The organism is Bdellovibrio bacteriovorus (assembly GCF_002208115.1).
In the GTDB taxonomy this organism is placed as follows: domain Bacteria; phylum Bdellovibrionota; class Bdellovibrionia; order Bdellovibrionales; family Bdellovibrionaceae; genus Bdellovibrio; species Bdellovibrio bacteriovorus_C.
In genome coordinates this window covers 3,580,803-3,602,820 of the sequence record NZ_CP020946.1, presented here as the reverse complement: position 1 = coordinate 3,602,820, position 22,018 = coordinate 3,580,803, and the positions used below count along the sequence as shown (strand labels likewise).

General features: G+C 50.2%; 21 protein-coding genes. 17 read left to right on the top strand and 4 right to left on the bottom strand.

Annotation, left to right across the window (positions count from 1 at the left end):
- Nucleotides 1-88 precede the first annotated feature (88 nt).
- The 9 genes from B9G79_RS17275 to B9G79_RS17235 all read left to right on the top strand — a co-directional run bounded on the left by B9G79_RS17275 (nt 89) and on the right by B9G79_RS17235 (nt 10,085).
- Complete coding sequence (locus B9G79_RS17275; RefSeq protein ID WP_088566590.1) at nt 89-1,120, top strand: hypothetical protein; 1,032 nt, start codon at nt 89-91, stop codon at nt 1,118-1,120.
- 102 nt (nt 1,121-1,222) lie between these two features.
- Nucleotides 1,223-2,266, top strand: coding sequence for a rod shape-determining protein (locus B9G79_RS17270; RefSeq protein ID WP_015089392.1), 1,044 nt, complete (start codon nt 1,223-1,225; stop codon nt 2,264-2,266).
- Between the two features lie 59 nt (nt 2,267-2,325).
- Nucleotides 2,326-2,796, top strand: coding sequence for a hypothetical protein (locus B9G79_RS17265; RefSeq protein ID WP_088566589.1), 471 nt, complete (start codon nt 2,326-2,328; stop codon nt 2,794-2,796).
- A complete protein-coding gene (locus tag B9G79_RS17260) occupies nt 2,777-3,733 on the top strand; it encodes a zf-HC2 domain-containing protein (protein WP_232468869.1) in 957 nt (318 codons plus the stop codon). The genes B9G79_RS17265 and B9G79_RS17260 overlap by 20 nt, the downstream gene beginning before the upstream one ends.
- Entirely contained in the window at nt 3,730-5,697 is a 1,968-nt protein-coding gene (locus tag B9G79_RS17255) for a sensor histidine kinase (RefSeq protein WP_088566588.1), read from the top strand. Before B9G79_RS17260 ends, B9G79_RS17255 begins: the two co-directional genes overlap by 4 nt.
- 32 nt (nt 5,698-5,729) lie before the next feature.
- Nucleotides 5,730-5,942: a hypothetical protein gene (locus tag B9G79_RS17250; RefSeq protein WP_088566587.1), complete on the top strand. Its 213-nt coding sequence runs from the start codon at nt 5,730-5,732 to the stop codon at nt 5,940-5,942.
- Between the two features lie 68 nt (nt 5,943-6,010).
- Nucleotides 6,011-6,754 (top strand): fimbrial biogenesis chaperone, encoded by a 744-nt coding sequence (locus B9G79_RS17245; RefSeq protein ID WP_088566586.1) that lies wholly within the window; start codon nt 6,011-6,013, stop codon nt 6,752-6,754.
- Nucleotides 6,755-6,801: 47 nt separating this feature from the next.
- The gene (locus B9G79_RS17240; protein ID WP_157678806.1) at nt 6,802-9,168 is read left to right on the top strand and encodes a fimbria/pilus outer membrane usher protein; all 2,367 of its coding nucleotides are present in this window, start codon (nt 6,802-6,804) and stop codon (nt 9,166-9,168) included.
- Nucleotides 9,165-10,085, top strand: coding sequence for a hypothetical protein (locus B9G79_RS17235; protein WP_088566584.1), 921 nt, complete (start codon nt 9,165-9,167; stop codon nt 10,083-10,085). Before B9G79_RS17240 ends, B9G79_RS17235 begins: the two co-directional genes overlap by 4 nt.
- A gap of 50 nt (nt 10,086-10,135) precedes the next feature.
- On the opposite strand, the gene B9G79_RS17230 is transcribed toward B9G79_RS17235, so the two are convergent.
- Nucleotides 10,136-10,657: a hypothetical protein gene (locus B9G79_RS17230; protein ID WP_088566583.1), complete on the bottom strand. Its 522-nt coding sequence runs from the start codon at nt 10,655-10,657 to the stop codon at nt 10,136-10,138.
- A 332-nt stretch (nt 10,658-10,989) separates the two neighbouring features.
- Here B9G79_RS17230 and B9G79_RS17225 point away from each other — a divergent pair, with 332 nt between their 5' ends.
- Complete coding sequence (locus B9G79_RS17225; RefSeq protein ID WP_232468867.1) at nt 10,990-11,595, top strand: hypothetical protein; 606 nt, start codon at nt 10,990-10,992, stop codon at nt 11,593-11,595.
- Here the strand turns inward: B9G79_RS17225 and B9G79_RS17220 are convergent.
- Nucleotides 11,585-12,001, bottom strand: a complete 417-nt coding sequence (locus B9G79_RS17220; protein ID WP_232468865.1) for a JAB domain-containing protein — start codon at nt 11,999-12,001, stop codon at nt 11,585-11,587. The genes B9G79_RS17225 and B9G79_RS17220 overlap by 11 nt on opposite strands.
- 160 nt (nt 12,002-12,161) lie before the next feature.
- On the opposite strand from B9G79_RS17220, the gene lpoB reads away from it, so the two are divergent.
- Entirely contained in the window at nt 12,162-12,761 is a 600-nt protein-coding gene (lpoB, locus tag B9G79_RS17215; RefSeq protein WP_038450554.1) for a penicillin-binding protein activator LpoB, read from the top strand.
- Between the two features lie 3 nt (nt 12,762-12,764).
- Entirely contained in the window at nt 12,765-14,015 is a 1,251-nt protein-coding gene (locus B9G79_RS17210) for a COG3014 family protein (protein ID WP_088566582.1), read from the top strand.
- 69 nt (nt 14,016-14,084) lie between these two features.
- On the opposite strand, the gene B9G79_RS17205 is transcribed toward B9G79_RS17210, so the two are convergent.
- On the bottom strand, nt 14,085-14,630 hold the full coding sequence (locus B9G79_RS17205; RefSeq protein ID WP_011162824.1) for a polyhydroxyalkanoate synthesis regulator DNA-binding domain-containing protein: 546 nt from the start codon (nt 14,628-14,630) through the stop codon (nt 14,085-14,087).
- A gap of 264 nt (nt 14,631-14,894) precedes the next feature.
- Between B9G79_RS17205 and B9G79_RS17200 the strand changes: the two genes are divergently transcribed.
- Nucleotides 14,895-15,395, top strand: coding sequence for a hypothetical protein (locus B9G79_RS17200; protein WP_088566581.1), 501 nt, complete (start codon nt 14,895-14,897; stop codon nt 15,393-15,395).
- A 105-nt stretch (nt 15,396-15,500) separates the two neighbouring features.
- Entirely contained in the window at nt 15,501-17,384 is a 1,884-nt protein-coding gene (locus B9G79_RS17195) for a tetratricopeptide repeat protein (RefSeq protein WP_088566580.1), read from the top strand.
- 61 nt (nt 17,385-17,445) lie between these two features.
- Here B9G79_RS17195 and B9G79_RS17190 read toward each other — a convergent pair whose 3' ends face one another.
- Nucleotides 17,446-18,084, bottom strand: a complete 639-nt coding sequence (locus B9G79_RS17190) for a hypothetical protein (RefSeq protein WP_088566579.1) — start codon at nt 18,082-18,084, stop codon at nt 17,446-17,448.
- A 44-nt stretch (nt 18,085-18,128) separates the two neighbouring features.
- Between B9G79_RS17190 and B9G79_RS17185 the strand changes: the two genes are divergently transcribed.
- From B9G79_RS17185 to B9G79_RS17175, 3 genes are all read left to right on the top strand, one after another.
- Nucleotides 18,129-18,728: a hypothetical protein gene (locus B9G79_RS17185; protein WP_232468863.1), complete on the top strand. Its 600-nt coding sequence runs from the start codon at nt 18,129-18,131 to the stop codon at nt 18,726-18,728.
- A gap of 76 nt (nt 18,729-18,804) precedes the next feature.
- Nucleotides 18,805-20,880 (top strand): PrkA family serine protein kinase, encoded by a 2,076-nt coding sequence (locus B9G79_RS17180; protein ID WP_088566577.1) that lies wholly within the window; start codon nt 18,805-18,807, stop codon nt 20,878-20,880.
- Nucleotides 20,880-21,977, top strand: a complete 1,098-nt coding sequence (locus B9G79_RS17175) for a DUF444 family protein (protein ID WP_088566576.1) — start codon at nt 20,880-20,882, stop codon at nt 21,975-21,977. Before B9G79_RS17180 ends, B9G79_RS17175 begins: the two co-directional genes overlap by 1 nt.
- The last annotated feature ends 41 nt before the right edge of the window (nt 21,978-22,018 follow it).

Genomic DNA, 22,018 nt, shown 5'->3' with positions numbered 1-22,018 from the left:
AGGGGCCTCTGGTTCTCTAACAATTGCATTATGACGTTGGCAGGGTCTTTGAAGTAAGGGCGGTGTTGACCGTGTGTGGAGGTATAGCATGCGCATTCATCTACAACTTGCTTTGTCTGTTTTGGCTTTGTCCGTGGCGGCCTGCTCTAATGGCGGAGGCGGTGGCGGCGGAGGTGCGGCTCCGGTTCCGACAACGTCGACACCCACGCCAACTCCTGTGGATGTGCAGGGTGAATTCACCTACGAATATAAATTCAATGGCTGCACCACCGGCCGCCAGAAGCTGACCTCCAAAAATGCGTACTGCGATGCTTTGCTGAACGATGCCTTGAACAACAACTGCGCCCGCGAAATGCGCGTGGAAACTTACAACCGCATGTGCACCACCAACACTCAAGTCAGCAGTCCTGGAACTTTGCCGGCGATGAGCACCGCTCGTTGTGTGGTGAACGGAATGGATTTGAAAGATCGCACATTCCTGCAGAATATGAATCCGTTCAATCCGCAAAGACGTCAGATCTATCGCGACATGTTCTGGAGCGGGAAGAACGATCAGGGTTACGACATTCTGGGCAGCCTGGTTGATTCCTATGGCAAAGGCCGTTTGTTGCTGACGCCGGCTCAGACCGGTCGCGCCGCTTTGGGTGAAATCCAGTTGCACCAGCAACGCGGTGACAGCAAGTTCTCGGTACGCTCGGGCCTGGGTTCGCAGATCAGTCTGAAGGTCACTAACCTTGAAATTCAAAAGGAAGTGGAAGCGGTTTGTCTGTCTGACAAGTCCTTCAAGCGTCCCAAAGCCGATCTGCGCCGTGTGAAGTGTTCGCTGACTCACTCTGAATCCGGTCGCAAAGAAACCCGTCGTGACGAAGAGATCGTGTGGGATGTTGCCAATAAAGTGGAGCGTGAAATCTTCCGCGGCCGCTCGACAGAAAGAATCACTTTGCGCCTGAAACCCGCTGCAGCAGCGCAAGACGAGCGCATTGCCATTGAAGCGGTGGATCTGGATATCGACAAAACCATGGTCGCTGAGACAACCCTGAATGAAGGCCTGGAAGTTCGCTTCCGTGGTCAGTTGACGGGGACCGACCTTACGATTCAGTGTGCACCTGCGTCAAAATAAACTCAGAGAAGGCCTAAATATCAGTATTGACTCCGGTTTTTATAGAACCTAGACTTGAACTGTTTAAAGCCCGATGAATATTACACTGAAGTGAGATTCAGCATGAGTTTTTTTGACAAAGTTCAAGACTATTTTTCCAATGACATTGCCATTGACCTTGGCACCGCCAACACACTTGTTTACGTAAAAGGCCGCGGAATCATCCTTGATGAACCTTCCGTGGTTGCGGTCCAAAAGAATTACCGTGGCATGCAAAACCGCGTTCTTGCCGTAGGTAAAGAAGCCAAAGACATGTTGGGACGTACACCTGGCAGCATCGTGGCGATCCGCCCGATCAAAGACGGTGTTATCGCTGACTTCGAAGTCACCCAGTCCATGCTGAAGTACTTCATCGGCAAATCCCTTGGAGAGAAAAAATCCTTCATCCGTCCTCGTATCATCATCTGCGTTCCTTACGGGATCACTCAGGTGGAAAAACGTGCGGTGAAAGAAGCAGCTCAGTCCGCAGGTGCCCGTGAGGTTTATCTGATCGAGGAACCAATGGCCGCGGCGATCGGTGCCGGTCTTCCGATCACTGAACCATCCGGCAACATGGTTGTCGACATGGGCGGTGGTACTACGGGCGTGGCGGTGATTTCTTTGGGTGGTATTGTTTACTGCAAATCCATCAAAGTTGCCGGTGACAAGTTTGACGAGGCGATCGTGAACTATGTTCGTCGTCAGTTCAACCTTCTGATCGGTGAAAGAACCGCAGAAAACATCAAAATCCAAATCGGTAACGCTTATCCGTTTGAAGAAGAAAAATCCATGGAGATCAAGGGCCGTGACCTTGTGGCCGGTGCTCCAAAAACCATCGAAATCACCTCTTCCCAGGTGAACGATGCTTTGATGGATCCTTTGTCTGAAGTTGTGGATGCTGTTCGTACCGCGCTGGAAAAAACTCCACCGGAACTGGCTTCGGATATCGTGGACAACGGGATCGTTCTGACGGGCGGGGGCGCTTTGCTGGCGAACCTGGACGTGCTTCTGAGAGAAAGAACTGGACTGCCGGTTTCTATCGCTGAAGACCCACTTTCCTGTGTGGTGATGGGTTCCGGTAAAGTTCTCGACCAGCTTGACCTTCTCAGACAGCTTACAGTCGATTAGTATAGTAAGGGCATCCACGAAAGGGTGCCCCCGAACGCACGAATGGACTTAAAGGTGCTATGACCGAAGCTGACGTACAATCTATCGCTTTGTTTTTCTATTTTGCCCTGCTTGATGATCAAAAAGCGATAGAGGCTTCATCCCAGGCGCTGGCCCTTTGTCGGGCTCGCAAGGCGCGAAATCCTGATTTGCAAAATTCTGTAGCTATTGTTGCCGCGACCAAAACGGTCTGGGACAAATTCAAAGTGCGCGTGTCCCGCGGACGTCCCAACACCACTGTGGAATCCGGTTGGCTGATTCCCGATGCGGTCGATCTGGGCCCATGGCGTGAATTTCAGAAATCCGCTTCAGAAGACGAGCTATTGACTGTTATTTGGTCTAAAATCCTGAAGATAAGTGATGATGATATTTCGGCTGGTTTGGGCATTACCCAGGGCACTATTCGATACAGATTAGGCCGGGCATTGCGCAAGCTGGGAAGCATGACCCAAGGTGTGAGTAAACTAAAGCATGGCTCAGCAGGAAAATAAAATTCCCCTCTCCAAAAAGAACAAAAGAGAGATTTCTCCGTTCATCGGGCATGAGCTGCTTTATGATTATTTGACGGGGACTCTGGATCCCGAACGCCGTTCTGCGGTTGAAGATCATGTTAAATTTTCGCGCGATGCCCAGTTGGATCTGGGTAAAATCGAAAATGGCCAGAAGTACGCTGAGTTGCTGGCGGACACGCGTGTGTCTGAACCCATTGTTTCGCAAATCAATGCCCCTTCCAGCTATCTCACAGTCTTGATGCAAAAATCCAACTTCGACAAATGGCCTCAAGGTCTTAAGTGGGGATTGGAAGCATTGGTCGTTGTCGGTGTGATTGTGACATTACTGTCCGTGACGCCATGGCAGAAAGTCATGCAGTTGGGGACCTTGACGGGCTCCAAAGAAGTGATTCTGGCGGAGGTTTCCAAAACTGAAACCACCACGGTGGTGCAGGAGACTCCGGAATTTGTGGATGAAGGGGCTAAAGAGGCGGCTCCAGCCGTGACAGCGAAGACTCCGGATGCACCTGCGGCAGCCACTCCGGTTCCGGTGGCATCGGCGACACCGACACCAGCGGCACCGGCTGCGGTGGCAGTAAAGCCGGATAAACCTGCAGAAACCGCACCTGCGGCGGCCTCCGGTGGGTTTCTTTATCGTGGTGAAATCTCTGCGACTAACATTGAAAGCATTGGCCCTAAGATCAATGACAAGATCCTTGAACTGGGTGGTCGTAAGGCCGGTTCGGTGGAGCTGGGTTGGAAGAAAACTCCGACATCCATGTATTATCACCTTACAATTCCTGAAGCGAAGTATCAGGATCTGATGAACTATCTGGGCACTTATGGGAAGACCAAATTTTCCAAAGAAAAACACCCTCGTGTGATGCCGGACGGGATCATCCGGCTGATCTTCACTTTGGATGAATCCAAAAAGTGAAAACACTCCGGAAGAAACCCAAACGATCCCTGCGCACGATCTTGATTATCTGGTTCGTCCTGTTTTCAGTCGTGCCCCTGGCGTTCGTCACGGGCTATTCCATGATCAAATACGAAAAAGCCATCGATCATGAGCTGTCCCAGCGCCTGAGCGGCAATGCCCGCGAAGTCGAGCTGATTCTGGCGGACCTGCTGACCAGCATTCAGCAAAAGCGGGATCGTTATGTGCGTGATCCAAGTCTTGTCTATCACATGGCTGAAGGCGACAGCGGCACCATCCGCAATATCTCTTCCCAGTGGATCAAGACCGACAATATTTCCAGTCTGACTTTCTTCAACCGCGAAGGCCGCATGCTGGCCTCGGTTTTCAAAGACGAAAAAGAGAACGTGCGCAGCTTTGTTCCCGTGCAGGACGCTGTCTTCCTTTCTGCGAAGTATATGGCGCAGGTTAAAGATCAGCGTGAAATCTCTTTGGCTGAATTCGGCGACAAACAGAAAGTAAATCTGATCTTGATCTCCAAAATCACCGGGGCCGGGGGCCGCGTTGTCGGTTACATGGAACAGGTGATGGATCTGAATAAAACTTTTGTGGGCAAGATCAAAAGCCGCCTGAAGCTGGAACTGATCTTTTTCTCGGACAACGGCCAGGCTGTTGTGGCCAGCCATCCGGATTTTTACCTCTATAAAAAAGACTTCTTCCGTCCGTATTTCCGCCCGGGGGCCGAGCCATTCTTTGATCTGAATGTGCGCAGCACCCCTTATGGTTTTTTGATCTATCCGCTGAACTGGGGTATCACGAAGTTCTATGTGGCCTTGGGCGCTTCAAAAAGCGAGGCCAAAGCAGTTTTAAAGAACGTGAACTATGCGTTCATCAGCGTCGTTGGTGCTGTCATTGTGCTGTTGGTTCTGACGATTCTGGTGACTTCAAGCTGGGTGCTGAAGCCGCTTTACGAACTGGTGGAAGCCCTGCAGTCCTTTGAATCCCAGGAACAGGCCGTCACCATTCCGGTGAAAAACGACACTGAGATCGGCCTTCTGACTGAATCCTTCAATGAAATGAGCAAAAAAATCTGGGTGGCCCGTTCGGATCTTCGCAAAAAAATCACCGAGCTGGAAGCGGCCAACAAAGAACTTAAGGACACTCAGACCAAGCTTGTTCATTCTGCAAAAATGGTTAGCCTGGGTCAGTTGGTGGCCGGTGTTGCGCATGAACTGAATAATCCGATCGGCTTCATTTACAGCAACATGACTCATCTTAAAGAGTACTCGGAAAGACTGATCGAGCTGGCTGAAGTGGCCGAAAAAGATCCGCCAAAGCTTCCGGCTTTGAAGGAAGAGTACGAGTTTGATTACATCGTGAAAGATCTGCCGAAGCTGGTGGCGTCCTGTCAGGACGGGGCCCGCCGCACCCGTGACATCGTTCTGGGGCTGCGCAATTTCTCGCGCCTGGAAGAAGCCAAACTTCAGGAAATCGACGTTCATCAAAGTCTCGACACCACCTTGAATCTGTTGCAGGGTGAAATTAAAAACCGCATCGAGATTCATCGTCAGTACGAGCCAACTCCTTTGATTCACTGTTATGCCAGCCAGGTGAATCAGGTGTTTATGAACATTCTGTCCAATGCAGTGCAAGCGATTGAAGGCAGCGGTCACATCTGGATTTCCACTTCGGCTTTGAAGGACTACAAGGGTTCCAAGGACAAACGTGGCTGGGTGCAGGTCTCAATTCAAGACAGTGGCAAGGGCATGTCCGCCGATGTCCTGGAAAAAATCTTCGATCCGTTCTTCACCACCAAGGGCGTCGGACAGGGGACCGGTTTGGGCTTGAGCATCTCTTACGGAATTGTTCAGAACCACGGGGGCGAAATTCAGGCCCGCTCGGAAGTGGGCGTAGGCACAGAGTTTATCGTGATCATCCCGGTGTATCCGCCAATCCAGGAAAAGAATCCCCAACCAATGTCCTAAAGCTTTAGTCCAGTTAGTCCGAGAAGAAAGACATGCGTATCATGGCGGTCTTTCTTTCGATTTTGATGGCTTCAGGTGTGGCGGTGGCAAAAAGTCATAAGCTGCATTTTTCCGGAAGAGTCGCAGAAAAAGTCGACGTGAAAACCAAGAACGGTGAACTGCAAATCACAAAGAATTCACCTCACCTTAAAGTCGTAGTTCACAAGCGGGCTCCGGCTTCTCTCGTCACAGTTCAAGCGCCCTAAGACTAGTTGTTAAGGACTGGTTTAAGAAGTCTTCTTTTGCCCAAAAATAGCCCCTATCATTGGGATATATGGCAAAAATCATTTCAATGTCACTGATTCTGATTTCGGCAGCTTTGGCAATTCCCTCCGTTTCCTGGGCCTTCCGATTTTCTCCGATGGTTGTGGAGTTTGCGCCCAGTGGATCAAGATCCACCCAAGTGCTGGTGATTGAAAATCCGGGTGATGAAAAGCTTCCCGTACAAATCGAAGCCTTCGCCCGCAGCACCAATGCCAAAGGCGAAGAGGTGCGCACGAAGACTGAAGACTTTGTGATTTACCCTGAGCAGGTCGTGCTGCTGCCGAAGGAAAAGCGCAACGTGCGTGTGTCGTGGTCTGGTGAAATCAAGGACGGAAAAGAAAAAGCCTATCGCCTGGTGGCTTCACAACTGCCGGTGGATTTTCGTGAAAAGAACTCGGACCCGAAAAAAACCAGTGTGAATTTAAAATTTCTTTTGCAGTACGTGGCCTCAGCTTACGTTGTGCCGGAAGGGGCGTTGCCGAAAGTGGTCGTCAAAGACGTGAAACGCACCGGTGCCCGCAAAGTGGCGGTGACTTTCGCAAATGACGGCAAGGCCCACAAGGTTTTGTTATTTAAGAATCTGAAGATCAAAGCCGGTGAGTCCGTGATTGCGGATCTGACCACGAATAAGGCTGTGGAGTCCATCAACCTGCTGGCCGGGGATACGGCCACGGCCGAGGTTGAAACAACCAAGGACGTTCCTGCAAATCAGATGTTGAGCGCCACGATCGAGCTGAAGGATCTTGAGAATTGAGGTCCTGTCTCGTTGTCATTTTTTCTATCCTGCTTCCGGTGCTGGTCATGGCACAAGGTCGTCCTCCGTTAGGAAAGCCTTTCCTGATGGCGCCGGTTGTTTTGGATGGCCGGCCGTTGACGGAAGCATGGTTGTTCCCGCGCGACCGCGCCGAGGAATTTTCCGTTGAAGCGCGCACTGTGCTTGAGGCTGTGAAGCCCTACATGAAGGACGATTTGTTTTTGCGCCTGCAAGGCAGTGTGACGCCTGAAGGAGTGGTGACGACACAGTCTTTGGAGGCGGTGGGCTTTTCGGTGACCTTTGACCCGCCCACCCTGGAGCTGCGCCTCAGTCTTCCTGCCAAGTATCGAAAGCCTCAGGATCTGGATCTGAACTTTGTTGAATTTGAAAATCAGAAGTACCTGCGCCCGGATCGGCACAGTGGGTACTTGAATCTAAGAACCCAGCAATCCTGGCAGTACGGGCCGGATGTGGAAAGCGAACGTCGGCCTCTGACCGGAAATCTGGAGCTGGTGGAAAATATCAAAGGCTTTGTCTTTGAATCCAGCGCGGATTTTTTAGAAGACGCTGATTCCCAGTGGCGCCGACAGGACACGCGCATCCGCTATGACGATGAAGAGCGCATGATCCGCTACACGCTGGGGGATCTGACATTCCGCTCAACGGGCTTTCAGATCACACCTTCCATTGCGGGTCTGGCGGCGACGCGGGAATTTGCAATTCAGCCTTATAAAACCTTAAGACCTCTCAGTGACACCGAAATCATTATCAAGCGCACTTCGATTGTGGAGATCTATGTCAACGGCCTGCTGTTCAGTCAGGTGCGCCTGGCTCCGGGGGTTTTCAATATTCGTGATTTCCCTTTGGCGACAGGCCAAAGCAGTGTGCGCATCAAGGTGAAAGATGACCTGGGGCAAGAGGAAGTTTATGACTTCTCGCTGCTTTATGAAAACAGCTTGCTGGCTCGCGGGGTGGAAGAATTTTCTTATGCTGCCGGTCTTCCGTGGCAGCCTTCGGGTGGCGACCGGGCCTATGACGATTCGGCGGCTTTTGTCAGTTTGTACAACCGTCGCGGGATCACCGATCAACTGACGGTGGGGCTGAACTATCAGGGCTATTATGAAAAGATGCTTCTGGGCGCGGAAGTGTCGGGTGTTTCCCGTTTGGGATATCTGTCTTTGCAAGCGGCGCAAGGATCTGAATCCGCACAGCAAAGTGGTTTTGCCGAGCGTTTGACATATCGAAGTCTGGATAAAATTCTGGGTCGTCAGATGCCTTTGTTATTGGCTTTGGAATTTGAAAATCAGGATCGCGACTTCAGCCCGGTGATGGTGCAAACCCCCGTGGTGGATCCTTTAAGGTACCTGCGCCGCTACGATGCGCAGCTCAATTTCCGTCTGGATTCCTCGTGGCTGTGGGGCGTGGGTGCCAATACTTTGGAATATATGACGGGAGAAGACCAACGCACGTATCGGTCCAATCTGATGATTCCGCTGAAAAGCCAGATGCGCCTGGAATTTGTCTATAACAAGGTTTTGCAGGACAAAGAAGAAGACCGCTTCTTGATTTCGTTCTATTGGAATGAAAGTCAGGGCTATTACAGCGCGAGCTCTTATTACGACTCACTTCAAAAAACCACCAATGCCACCGTGGCCCGCAACAATCGCTATCAATATGATGACTATCGCTGGAATGCAAACATCCAAAACAGCGAGCTGGGGAACACGCGCAGCATCTCGGGGGAATATTTGAAGCAGCCCTTCAGTGTGCGCCTGGATCATATGAACCATGCCCAGCAGGGAAGTGAATACAACCTGACGTCGTTGGGGTTGAACACTGGTTTTGCGTGGGTGGGTGGTCAGGGGGCCTTCACGCAACCAGTGACCGACAGCTTTGTGTTGATTCACGCCAAGAATCTGGAAGACGGGCAGACCATCATGGTCAATCCGACGGGGGATCGTGGGCAGGCTCAGTTGGGGCCGCGCCGAACGGTGGTGCTGCGTGATCAGTCGTCTTATTACCGAAACACAGTGAATGTGGATATCACTTCTTTGCCAATGGGCTATCTGCTGGATAAAGAATTCTATGGAACTCAGACCACTTATCGCAGTGGTATTTTGCTGGATCTGAAGATCGCCAAAAAAGTCATGGTCAAGGGGCAGTTGCTGACAGCCACAGGCAAAGCGGTGGAATACGCCGCGGGTGATGTGTTTGATGCCAACGGACAACTCGTGGACAACACCTTCTTCACCAACAAGCAGGGGCGCTTCCTGATTGAAGGTTTGGAACCGGGTGTGTACCGGGTTGTGACAGATCAATCAGGTCTTGCTCCATTCACATTTGAGATTCCCGGCAATGCTGACAGAATGTTGAATCTGGGCACCGTTAAAACCGGAACAAAGGAGCAGCGATGAAATTAATCGTGGGTCTTCTGCTTGCAGCACTTACGTTTGCCGGAGTCAGAGCCTCGGCCTGTTCAAGCATGGGGTTGATTCTGGCTCAGCCAGCGCCGTATTTCCAGACTGGCGGGACGATGAAGGACACCTTTAACGTCACAGTCTTTGGCAACACCACACAAGGTACCTGCAATTATTTTCTGACTTTTGATTATGGATCTTCGAATTCCTACACCAATCGTTCTGTCAAAAAAGGTTCGGATGTGTGGCCGTACCAGATCTCGGCCGACAATGCGGGTTTGCAGATTCTGAAAAAGTTCCCGGATGTAAATTCCTGCTCGGACGTCATCTGTGACAAGCTTCAGGGAAGTACGTTCTATAATACCAAAACGTCGTCTTATACCGTGGCCTTTGACACCGCGAATGACTGGCGCTCTGCGGGAACTTATCTTGATACCGTGACGGTGCGCCTGTATCAGGGAAACATCTCAAACTACACGCTGGTGGCTTCACAGGCTTTTCTGCTGACATTCGGATCGCCCAAGAAAGCCGATCTGTCGGTGGTGTCTTCCGGTGGGGCCTTTGATCTTTCCAAAACCACGCACACGATCAACTTTGGTAACAACCTGACAACCGGGGCCCAAGGCACCGCTGATGTGATTGTGAAATACAATTCGGGCTATAATCTGTATGCTTGGTCTGACAACGGTGGAAAGCTAAAGCAGGTCAACGGCACGGATACGATCGATTACACCTTTAAGATCAATGGAACCACTTACGCGATCCCATGGTGGACCCAGATTGCCACGCAGACGGGGACTTCGCCGGCCAGCGGGCTGGTGAATCCGGTGACAATCATCATCGGGAATACCAGCGGCAAAGCGCAAGGGTCCTACAGCGACACGATCAATCTGACCATTCAATCCAGCCAATAAAAAAAGCCGGTCGCAGGGACCGGCTTTTTATTTTGTTTTGCAGTTTTAAATTACTGAGCTGCGATCGTCACGGTCACAACGTCAGAGTATGTGCCGGATGGAAGAGCCGCAATTTCAGCCGCTGTGGAAGTGGCCTTAACAACCACAGAAACTGCAGAGCTTGTTTTAGCGGTCAAAGCACCGGAAGAAGCTTCACATGCTGCCGTCAAAGCGCAGTTGGCAATAGAGATCTTTGCGGAAGAATAATCCAAAGAGTATTTTACTTTCGCAGTGCCTGGGCCGCGCAGTTCACCCGCCTGAGCAGAGGAAACCGTGATTTTGTAACCCCCGGTGGAGTTTGAAACTTCGTGGAAGATACTTGCGAAAGTCTTGGAAGTCACAGCTCCGTTTACGATCTGATCCACGTTCAGAGTCTGATCCACATTGGCATCATTGCCGCCCATGCTGGTCAGGGAAAGATAAGTGTTGTTGGCAACAACACCTGTGATCGTCAAAGCGCCTTGGGAAGCGGCGAAGGTGTTAACCGAGAAAGCCAGGGCACTGACAGCGGCAAGAGTTTTAATCATTTTCATGGGGGGATCCTTTCAAAAGGGGGTTCGGGGGGTAATTTGACAGCTTCTTAACTTCACTTTCTGTGCCGACACCGAAAATGCCCTAAAGTGGTTAATGACTCGTGATTAATGCGCAGATTTTTGACAAATGAGACAAAATTTTAGCTCACCCGTTCGGCGTAGCCTGAAAAAGCCGCGGCTTTGATCAAGGAAATGTTTGGAAGCCTCTGATTTTAAACGACCTTTAACTTGAAACATGAGGCAGTAAACACGTGGATCAATACCCCCGAAGTGTCTCATCTTGAGACAGTCTCAAACTTGAGAAGTGGACCACATTGACCGATAAGGGGGCTATGACTTCACAGAAGCCACAAAAGGAAAACTCTATGCTTTTGGCTTTGCTGCTCTTTGTAGGGGCGGCGGTGATGATCTTTGTCTATCTGGGCTCTGAAGATCCGCCGAAAAAAGTGGCTTCGGCTCCGGCGGCAGCGAAATCCGAAAAGTTTGAAAAGTCCGTGAACCGCCATCTGATGTTGACCAACGAAAAGATGGAGATGGCCCGCCAGCGCATGCAGGTTGAAAACGCGCGGCTGATGAACACCGACTTTAATTCCACCACTGCACAAAGCGCTTATCACAATGAAAACCGTCTGGATCTGACATCGGACACGCGCGCACAAGAGCTGGCGGAAGAGCTGGGGCGTGGCACGCGCAAAGAGGAAACTCTTTCCCCGCATGACATTGTTCAGAAGGAACTGTTCAACGCTGAACAACAGGCCGAGTATTCGCAAGCATACAAAGAAGAGTACGCTCGGCAGTTTGTTGAAAACGCCCGTCGTGGTGGATACCGTGTGATCTTAAGTGAAGATCTGTCCCGCGTTCTGTCGGTGACTCCGATCCGCAATCCAAGTGGCGGCAGCATGAATGTGTTTGACTACAGTTCGGAAGCTATACAGTAAGACTGCGTGTCGCGCGGGTCTTTCGCCATTTCTTAAAATATCCATGATCAGCCATACTGAAATAGTTGTTTTCACAGACGACCAGATGATCGTTCAGCGGAATTTCAAACATCTGCGCTAGTTGATGGATTTTTCGGGTCAGGATCAGGTCTTGTTCGGAAGGCATCACGTTCTGACTGGGGTGATTGTGCGCCAGAATAAAGGAACTGGCGTTGGCTTGCACCAGACAGCGGAAGATGTCGCGCGGATGAATCAGACAGAAATCCACCGTTCCCCGAAACAGCATTTCTTTGCGCACCAGATTCATTTGCGAGTCCAGGGCAAGAACCCAAAGCTCTTCAGCAAAGGGGTTTATATCGTTGCGCAGGATTTCATAGGCTTGCAGGCTTGTGGACACTTCTCTCATATTTGTCCCTCGTTGCAAAATTACGGGGTTTTTAATGGAAAACAGGCCTTATTTAGCGGACGGATTTAGGACAGCCGTCCTGAAACGGAGGGGCATGACTTGCGCCCTGAAATACCCCAGCATAGACTTTGGAAGTGTCCGAAATGGACAGGAAGGTATTATGAAAAAGAATCTGACTTTTGCAGCCGTGGCTCTTTCTTTCTTGGCAATGACCAGTTGTGGTCCGAAAGCTTTCGTGAAAGGCCAGTACGACGACGTGAACCGTGAAAATCTTCTGAATGATCAGTGGTCTGAAACAGACATGCAGAAAGCAGTTCAGGATCTGGTGGCAAGTTTGATGACTTCTCCGTCCATCAACGGCGCTAAAAAAATGCCAGTGGTTATGGTGACTGGCCTGCAGAATAAAACCAGCGAACACATCGACACTCAAAGCATCATGGACATGGTTCGTGTGGAGCTTATGAAATCCGGCAAGGTTGGTTTCATCGACAAGGAAGCCCGTCAGGATATCGCTGATGAATACAACTATCAGAATTCCGGCATGGTTGAAGAAGGCACCAAAAAAGGCCCAGGTGGCCAGATTGGCGCAGACTTCATCATCAACGGCCGTCTGGATTCCATCGTTCAGGAAGTGGGCAAAGACAAGTCCGTTTACTACAAACTGACTTTGAATCTGACCAATCTGAAATCCAGCATGATCACCTGGTCTGACCAAAAACAGATCCGTAAAACATTCAAAAAGAAATCCATCGGTCTGTAATTGATGAATCTTATTGCTCAAAGACTCACGCATGCCGTGGGTCTTTTTTTAGTTTTGCCCCTGATTGGTTGCGCCACTTACCAAAGCAAGGTGCAGCCGGCCCGCGAGGCATTGGCTCGTCATGATTTCACCAAGGCCCTGGCGGATTTAAAGCCCCTGGCCGACAAGGAAAATGACGACCAACTGGCGTATCTGATGGACTACGGCGTGGCTCTGCAGGTCGCCGGACAACTGAAAGAGAGCAATCAGATTCTGATGAAGGCTGATCGTCTGTCCGAACTGGTCGACTATCAGTCGGTGTCGCGCATTGCCGGATCCCTGGCGCTGAACGAGGAAATGGTTCAGTACAAGGGCGACACTTTCGAAAAGATTTTTATCAATGCCTATCTGGCGATGAACTTCCTGGAGATGGATCAACTGGATGATGCTCTGGTTGAAGCCCGTCGTATCAATGAAAAATATCTGAAATACCGCGCGGACGAAAAGCAGGCGTTTGAACTGAATTCTTTCAGTAAATATCTTTCGGCCGTGATCTGGGAAGCCAGCCGCAGTTACGACGATGCTTACATCGCCTATGCGGAGGCCTACAAAATTGACCCCTCCATTTCCACGATCCGCGAGGACCTGATTCGTTCAGCGAAGCTGGCCCGTCGCATGGACAGTTACAAGGATTGGAAAAAGAAATTCCCTGACGTTGTGGAATCCGACCGCTGGTATGACCGCGCAAACGGGGAACTGGTGATTATTTATCAGCAGGGTTGGGGGCCGCGAAAGTCTGCGGGTAAAAACAATGGTCATACTTTGCCGACGCTGGTGCCGGTGCGCAGTGAAACTCAGCGGGCGCGGTTGTATTTGTCTTCTGATTCAGAGCCATTCCTGAGCCGTGAAGTTTATGATGTGCAGGCCGCCGCCATCAAAACTCTGGAAGAGGATTATGGAATTCTTTTTGCGAAAAGGGTGGCGGGGGTTGCGACCAAGGCGGTTTTGTCCGATCAAATTCGTCAGCAGAATCAGGCTTTGGGGGATTTGGCTTACATCGCATTGTTGATGGCGGATCGCGCGGATGTGCGTCAGTGGTCATTCCTGCCTCAGACAATTCAAATTATCCGTGTGCCGTTGCGCGCGGGCACCTACAAGTTCCGCTTGGAAGGTGTGGACTACAGCAATACATCCACCGGGGAGGGTCTTGATTCTCGCGACGTGGAAATCAAAGCCGGTCAAAAGAAGTTCGTGATCTGGAGATCCTTGAAATAGCGGAAATTGAATAAAAAAAAGGCCCCGCATTGCGGAGCCTTCTTTAGAAACCCTTGCTGAAAGGTCTTCTTAGTTGTTCAACAAAGAAGTGCCTGGCAGGTTTGGAGTTTCGTCGTCTTGTTGAAGACCTGGAAGTACAGTCGCTTTTTCAGCAGCTACTTTAGCAGTAGTGTCTGTGTTGTAGCGAGTCGCTGCAGTTGCAACGCGGTTTTCCAAGTTTTGTTTAACGCTGTCAGTAGAAGCGTTTTCAACAACTGTGTTCACTTGTTGCTTGGTCATGTAGTCCTGAGGGAACGCGCCAAGTTTAGCCAAGTAACCAGAGATGCTGCCGTTACCGTTCTGGATGATCTCACGCAGTGTGAAAAGAGGAGCGTACTGAGATGCTTTCTTTTCAGCTTCGAAGATGATCTGAGTCAGAGTCGCAGCAGTGATGTCATTTTTAGACTTGTTGTCGATAACCATCACTTCTTCGTTAGTGCGGATCATCTTAGCGATATCGTCCAAAGTCACATAGCAGCTTTGTTGAGTGTCGTAGAGTTTGCGGTTCTGATAGCGCTTGATGATTTTAACTTTAGAATTTGGCTTCGATGTCATTGTTTCGTTTTGGTTGATCAAAAGTGCCTCCCAATTTGAAATTTCCCCAAAGTCCCAAGGGGTTAACGGTGCCTTATGATTCGGCGTCCCCTTGCAGATGGGCGCAACCTATCCCTGCCGCCACCCCTTGTCAAGGGGTCCTAAAATCAAAAGAAAAGACTCTAGGCGTTATTTTTTCTGCAAATAGCCATTCGTTTTTTCGAATTTTACAGACCTTTGTCTAAAGTTTTTTCCAAAGCCCGCCGAAATGTTTAAGGACGACCTTCAATCTTGGGCGGATAATTAATGAAAAATGAGCAAAAACAAGAGTTTAAGTCCTCTGGTGTGTTGGCCCTGCTGGGCCTCGTAGGCTTCTCTACAGCCATCATTGCGACCCCCTGGAATCGTCAGATTCAGGACTCTAGAAGTGAGACAGCCCGCCAAAAAGCAGAGGTCGTTGGGTACCAAGTTGTACAAATTTACCGCGAAGCATCAAAAAATACAGTGTCGGAAGACAAGGCCGGAGGCAGGCTGCCAGCTTCGGTTTCAGAGGATAAGTCCGCTTTGAGTGCTGAAAACCTGCGCAGCACGGGGACCATGGGCACAGACCCTTGGGGTCAGCCTTATCGTTATCGCATCCTTTCTGCAGCGGATGCCGCTGGCAAGATCAAGATCCTGGTGTGGTCGTCCGGTCCAAATCAGAAAATCGAAACAGCTTCGCTCGATGACGAGGACCGACCTCTGGAAGCCCAGCCTCTTTATGAGGGAGACGATCTGGGTGTCCTTCTGAGCGTGTCTCATAACTAGGCACTTTATCAGCCGCGCCCTTGGTCGCGTTTGCTGAAAGGGTGCTCAAGCCGCATCAAGCAATTCTCATAAGAAGCCGATCAGCCTAGTGACTAAGGAGATTTCATGTTTCCATACACTAGGACCGCAATCATCGTTCCTTTCCTGATGACCCTCACGGCTTGCGCGACCTTCACGTCAAATGAGTCTGACGACAAAGCCCCTTACTACGAGGCATCATTCAACGATAGAAATCGCGCTCCTGCGTCCTTTGCTCCGGCGGTGGTCTCTCCGGAAGACAACGGTGCGGCCTCCTTGGATCCACTTTATATGCGCACTCAGGCCGATTATTACTTCGCGATGGGTGAGGCGTACGCTTTGGAAGGCAATTCCCAGAAAGCGGTTGAAGCCTTCAAGATGGTTCTTATTTATGATACCAATTCCCCGGCCGTGAACATGCGTCTGGCGGCAGAGTTTCTGAAGCAGGGCATGATCACTGAATCTTTGGCCCAGGCTGAAGAAGCGGTGGCGAAAGATCCAAAGAACGTGGACGGTCACCTGTTGCTGGGTGGTTTGTATTCTTCTTTGAAGCTTTATCCAAAGGCGATGGAACAATACAACACCGTGATGAAGCTTCAGCCGGACAATACCGAGGCTCCGCTTTACATCGGTGCTTTGTATTCCGAGCAGAAACAGTCCGACAAAGCCGTGAAGTACTTTGAGTCTTTGCTGAAGAATCCTGAATACAACACGCCTTACCTGGCTCACTACTATATCGGACGCGTGCGTCTGGAACAGTCTGAAACCAAATTCCAAAAGGCGGCAGAGACTTCCTTCAAGAAGGCTTTGGATCTGAAACCTGATTTTGCCGATGCCGTACTTTCTTTGGGTGTGCTTTATTCCAAGCAGAAATCTGAAGACAAAGCCGTGTCTTTGTATCGCGCTTTCCAGAAAGAAAATTCCCCAAGCCCGCGTGTGGCTGAAGTCCTGGCGCAGATCTATATAGAGCGCGGTGACTATGAAAACGCCTATGAACAACTGGAAGTGATGGAGCAGGACTCCGACGAGCCACTGAATGTTCGCATGAAAATGGCGTTGATTCTGATTGAGCAGAAACGTTACGACACGGCGGTGGCAAAGCTGGAAGAAATTCTGAAAGATGCGCCAGAGTCAGACAAGGTTCGCTTCTATCTGGCCGCGGTTTACGAAGAAACCCGTCAGCATGAAAAAGCCGTGAAAGAATACACGAAGATCCCGGCGACCAGCACTTACTATGGTGAGGCCGTGGTTCATGCCGCTTACCTGTTGAAAGGTTTGGGCCGACTGAATGAAGGTTTGGAAGTGGCGGCCGCTGGTTTGAAAGCACGCCAGGATCAGCCTCAGATCTTCGCGATGTATGCTTCCTTGCTGGATGAAAAAGGTGATTACAAAAATGCCTCTGCCACTTTGGAGCAGGGTTTGAAAAAGTTCCCGGAAAACGCTCAGCTTCGTTTCTATTACGGCACGATCAACGACCGTATGGGCAACAAAGATGTGGTTGTGACGGAAATGCAAAAAGTTCTGGAGCTGGATCCAAACCACGTGCAAGGCCTGAACTATCTGGCCTTCACCTGGGCTGAAATGGGAGTGAAACTTCCGGAGGCGGAAAAACTGGCGCGTCGTGCGCTGGAGCTTGAGCCGACGGATGGTTATGTGCTGGATACTCTGGGCTGGATTTTGTACAAACAAAACAAGTTCGCTGAATCCATCAAGTTCCTGGAAGCGGCTTACAAACATCAGTCCACGGTGAGCATTATTGCTGAGCACCTGGGTGATGCCTACTATAAGCACTCGATGGTGGATAAAGCCAAGAAGATGTATAAGAAAGCCGCGGACCTTGAAACTGAGCCTAAAAAAGTTCAGGAAATCCGCAGCAAGATCACGGCGATCGAAAAGCAGGAACTGAACGGCACGCCTCGTCTGCCAGCTTCCGTTGAAAAGCCGGTGGCGGAACACGCTTCTGAAAAATAGATCCTGGATTTAGAATTAAAATAAAAAAGCCCGCAAACTGCGGGCTTTTTCTTTTTCCGGGTTAAGAAGCCGGTTCGGTTTTCTTTTCCTGCAGCAGTCCGCGTTCTTTCGTCGCCAGGAAAGAATAGTGGGCGGCAAAGAAGATCACTGGCAAAGTCACGATGAAGCCTGCGCCCCACAAAATTCCTGAAATCAAAACCGCCAGCGCCATATAAAAAGCGATGATGAAATACTCGCGGAAGTTTTTCAGCGAGGCCAGGGCGGCAATATCCACCGCTTTTGCAAGAGCGGTTCCGTCTTCGATGGTCATGCGCAGGGCATGGGTCAGCACCAGATAGAAATACACCGCCAGAATCAAAAGACCCCAGGACATCGGAATGGTGTGCAGGAAATCCTGCGGGCTTTCCAGAACTCCGATGGCGGAGCCCAGAAGCGTGCTTGTCGGCAGCAGAATCAAAGAACAGATAACAAAGGACAAAGTATTTTCCTTCAGAAAACCCAGATCCCGCGGCCAGGACTTCAATGTCAGGTAACGATTGGTCACTTCCTGCAAAAATAGCAGTCCAAAGGAAATCAGCAATGCACTAATATAAGGAGTAAAGCGCACCGCCAGAACGAACAGGGTGGCTGTACAGCCCAAAAAGAGGCTGTTTTTCCAGTCCGCTTTTAATTGAATCAAGGCTTGTTTAAGGGAATTCATTTCTCTATGCTAAGGCAATGATGAACAGGTTCAATTATTTTTTCATGTTCGTACTAACCCTTTTCCTTTCCGGCTGTGTCACCAAGACAGTGAAAGAGGGTGCGTTTCAGAAAGCGCAGTGGGAAACCAAGGCCCTGATCAAAAATCAGAAGGAAAATAAGACCCAGTCATTAAATATAGATATCTTTGCGATCAAAAATGAAAGAGCCCGTTTTGAAATCACGGCTTTGCTGGGGTTTCAAGTGGCGAGTGTTGTGATGAGCCCGACACAGATCTCTTATGCGGTTTATCCTCAGAAGACGTTTTTCTATGGGCGCAACACCGAACGGGCGTTCGCCAATGTGATTGGCATGCCACTGCATCCGATGAATCTGGCCAATATCGCCTTTGATGAACCGGTCCGGGGCCCCGGCTGGAAATGTGGATTGGATCCCGCAGGGTTGATTTATCAATGTGAGAATATTGCCAAACAAACACGCGTCGAATGGCTGGATCGAAAAGAAGGGCAAAAGAAAGTCGTAATTACGGCCCCGCAATTTGAAATGCAGTGGCTCTTCGAAGCACCCAAGACTGAGGTCCAGTTTAAACCAGAGCTTTTCACCTTGAGACAACCGCAAGGGTTCAAAGCAATACAACTAAATTAAAAAACTCGTTAACCGTCTAGTAATGAGGCATACTCTAACAGAGTAGGTGTGTCACCAATCACCTTGGGGAGAGAATATGGCCTCTAAGTTTGATCTGCATTCACTGGTCGCCAACTGGCAAAACTCAAGCACTCATGCCAAAGAGCATTGGAGTGGCACCTTCGAGGAATATCTCGACCTGGTAAAACAAAATCCCAAAATCACGCGAAACGCCTATCAGCGCATGTATGACATGATCGTTGAGGAAGGCACTGAAACGTATATCGATTTCAAAAAAGAAGTCATTCGCTACAAGTTCTTCGACGACGTTCACAACAACGGCAAAGACGCGGTCTTCGGCCTTGATGTGCAGTTGATGAAATTGGTGAATGTCCTGAAAGCAGCGGCCCTGGGTTACGGAACTGAGAAACGTGTGATTCTGCTGCACGGCCCGGTCGGAAGTGCGAAATCCACGATCTGTCGTATGCTGAAAAAAGGATTGGAGCGCTACTCCCACACCAAGCAGGGTGCGGTGTACACCTTTGAGTGGATCGATGAAAAGTTGGAACTTGACGGTCTGCTGGGTAAAGGTGTGAAGGTCTTCCATTCCCCAATGAATGAAGAACCTTTGCTGCTGATTCCGGAAGAACTTCGTTCGACGGTTTATGATTCCATCAACAAAGGCCAGGAAGGCAGCTTCCGTGTGCATGTAGATGGTGAACTGAGCCCGCCTTCACGCTTTATCTTTAAAGCTTTGATGGAAAGATACGACGGCAACCTGATGCAGGTTCTGTCGCACGTGCGCGTGAAAAGATTATTTATCTCTGAAGCGGACCGTGTGGGTATTGGTACCTTCCAGCCGAAAGATGAAAAGAATCAGGACTCTACCGAGCTGACGGGGGACATCAACTATCGTAAGATTGCCGAATACGGATCTGATTCTGATCCGCGCGCCTTTAACTTTGACGGGGAGTTCAACGTCGCCAATCGCGGGATGATTGAATTCGTCGAGGTTCTGAAGCTGGATGTGGCTTTCTTGTACGATTTGTTGGGGGCTTCGCAAGAGCACCGGGTGAAACCTAAGAAATTTGCCCAGACCCATATCGATGAAGTGATCATCGGGCACACGAATGAGCCGGAATACCGTCGTCTGCAGGACAATGAATTCATGGAAGCTCTTCGTGACCGTACCGTGAAGATCGACATTCCGTACATCACGCGCTGGAGAGATGAAATCAACATCTATAAACGCGACTTCAATTCCCAGAAAGTGCGTGGAATCAGTATTGCTCCGCACACGGTTGAAATGGCCGCAATGTGGGCAATTCTGACCCGTCTGGAAAAGCCGAAGAAAGCCAACCTGACCCGTTTACAGAAGCTGAAGCTGTACAACGGTAAAACCCTGCCGAACTATACCGAAGACAACGTGCGCGAGCTTCGTAAAGAAACTTTGCGCGAGGGTCTTGAGGGGATTTCTGCTCGTTACATCCAGGACAAACTTTCCAACGCCCTGGTGGCGGCTCAGCAGTCCAACAAAGGATCTGTGAATCCGTTCATGGTGTTTAAAGAGCTTGAATCGGGACTGAAAAGCCACTCGTTGATCGCCAACGAAGAGCTGAAGACTGAGTTTAAGGAACTTCTGGGTGTGGTCATGCAGGAATACGAAGAAATCATCAAAGCTGAAGTGCAAAGAGCAATCAGTGCTGATGAAAGTGCGATGCAGCGCCTGTGTGCCAACTATATAGATAACGTCAAAGCCTATACGCAAAGAGAGCGAGTTCGCAATCAGTTCACCGGTAACGACGAGGAACCGGATGAGCGTCTGATGCGATCTATCGAAGAGAAGATCGAAATTCCGGAGTCCCGTAAGGATGATTTCCGCCGCGAGATCATGAACTACATCGGGGCCCTGGCTTTGGAAGGCAAGAAGTTCAATTACAAAATGAACGAACGCCTGCACAAAGCCATCGAGTTGAAGCTCTTCGAGGATCAGAAAGACAGCATCAAGCTGACCACTTTGGTAAGCAATGTTGCTGACAAGGACACTCAAGAGAAGATTGATATTGTTAAAACCCGTCTCATCAAGGACTTCGGGTACGATGAAATCTCTGCTACGGATGTGTTGCATTACGTGGCAAGTATCTTCGCCCGAGGGGACGTAAAGAATAAATAATGTCGATACGCGAAGACCATAACAGATTCAGAGAGATCGTTAAAGGCAAGGTCAAAGAGGATCTGCGCAAGTACGTCTCTCAGGGCGAAATGATCGGGAAGCGCGAAGATGAATTCGTGAAGATTCCGCTTCCGCGCATCGATATTCCCAACTTCCGGTACGGTCCCAAACAACAGGGCGGGGTCGGTCAGGGCGAAGGGCAGCCGGGTCAGGACGTTGGCGATCCGGGTGAAGGCGGACAGGGTCAGGCCGGAGAAGCTCCGGGTGAACATCTGGTTGAAGTCGAAATGTCGATGGACGAACTGGCGGACATTCTGGGTGAAAAACTGGAACTGCCGCTGATTCAACCCAAGGGTGCTAAGAACATCGAATCCCTGAAGACGAAGTTCACGGGCCTGGCTCCGGTCGGACCGGAAGGCTTGCGCCACTTTAAATCCTCTTACAAACGCGCTTTGAAGCGCATGGTGGGATCGGGAACTTACAATTCTGAAGATCCGCTGGTGCTGCCGATCCGCCGGGATATGCAGTACAAGTCCTTTAAAAAAGTGCAGCAGCCGCAAACCCAGGCCGTGGTCATCTATATGATGGACGTGTCGGGTTCCATGGGTGATGAGCAGAAGGAAATTGTCCGTCTGGAAAGTTTCTGGATCAACACGTGGCTGCGCAAACACTATAAGGGCCTGGAAACCAGATTCATTATTCACGACGCCTCTGCCAAAGAGGTGGATGAAGACACGTTCTTCCGCACCAGTGAATCGGGCGGAACCCTGATCAGCTCGGCCTATAAGCTGTGCCAGGAAATCATCCAGACAGACTATCCCACGAATGAGTGGAACATTTATCCGTTCCATTTTTCTGATGGCGATAATTGGTCGGGCGAGGATACGCGTCTATGTGTTAAGATGCTGCAGGAATTCTTCCTGCCGAACTGTAACGTGTTCAGTTATGGCCAGGTGGAAAGTAAATACGGCAGCGGGCAGTTCCTGAAGGATCTGCAAAAGGAATTTGGCGAGGACGAACGACTGACTTTGAGTCAGATCGAAAACCGCGACAAGATCCTGGATTCAATCAAAGACTTCCTTGGTAAAGGCCGCTAGGCGGACAGAGTGCAGCGACGTCAGTCGCGTAACTGAAGTAG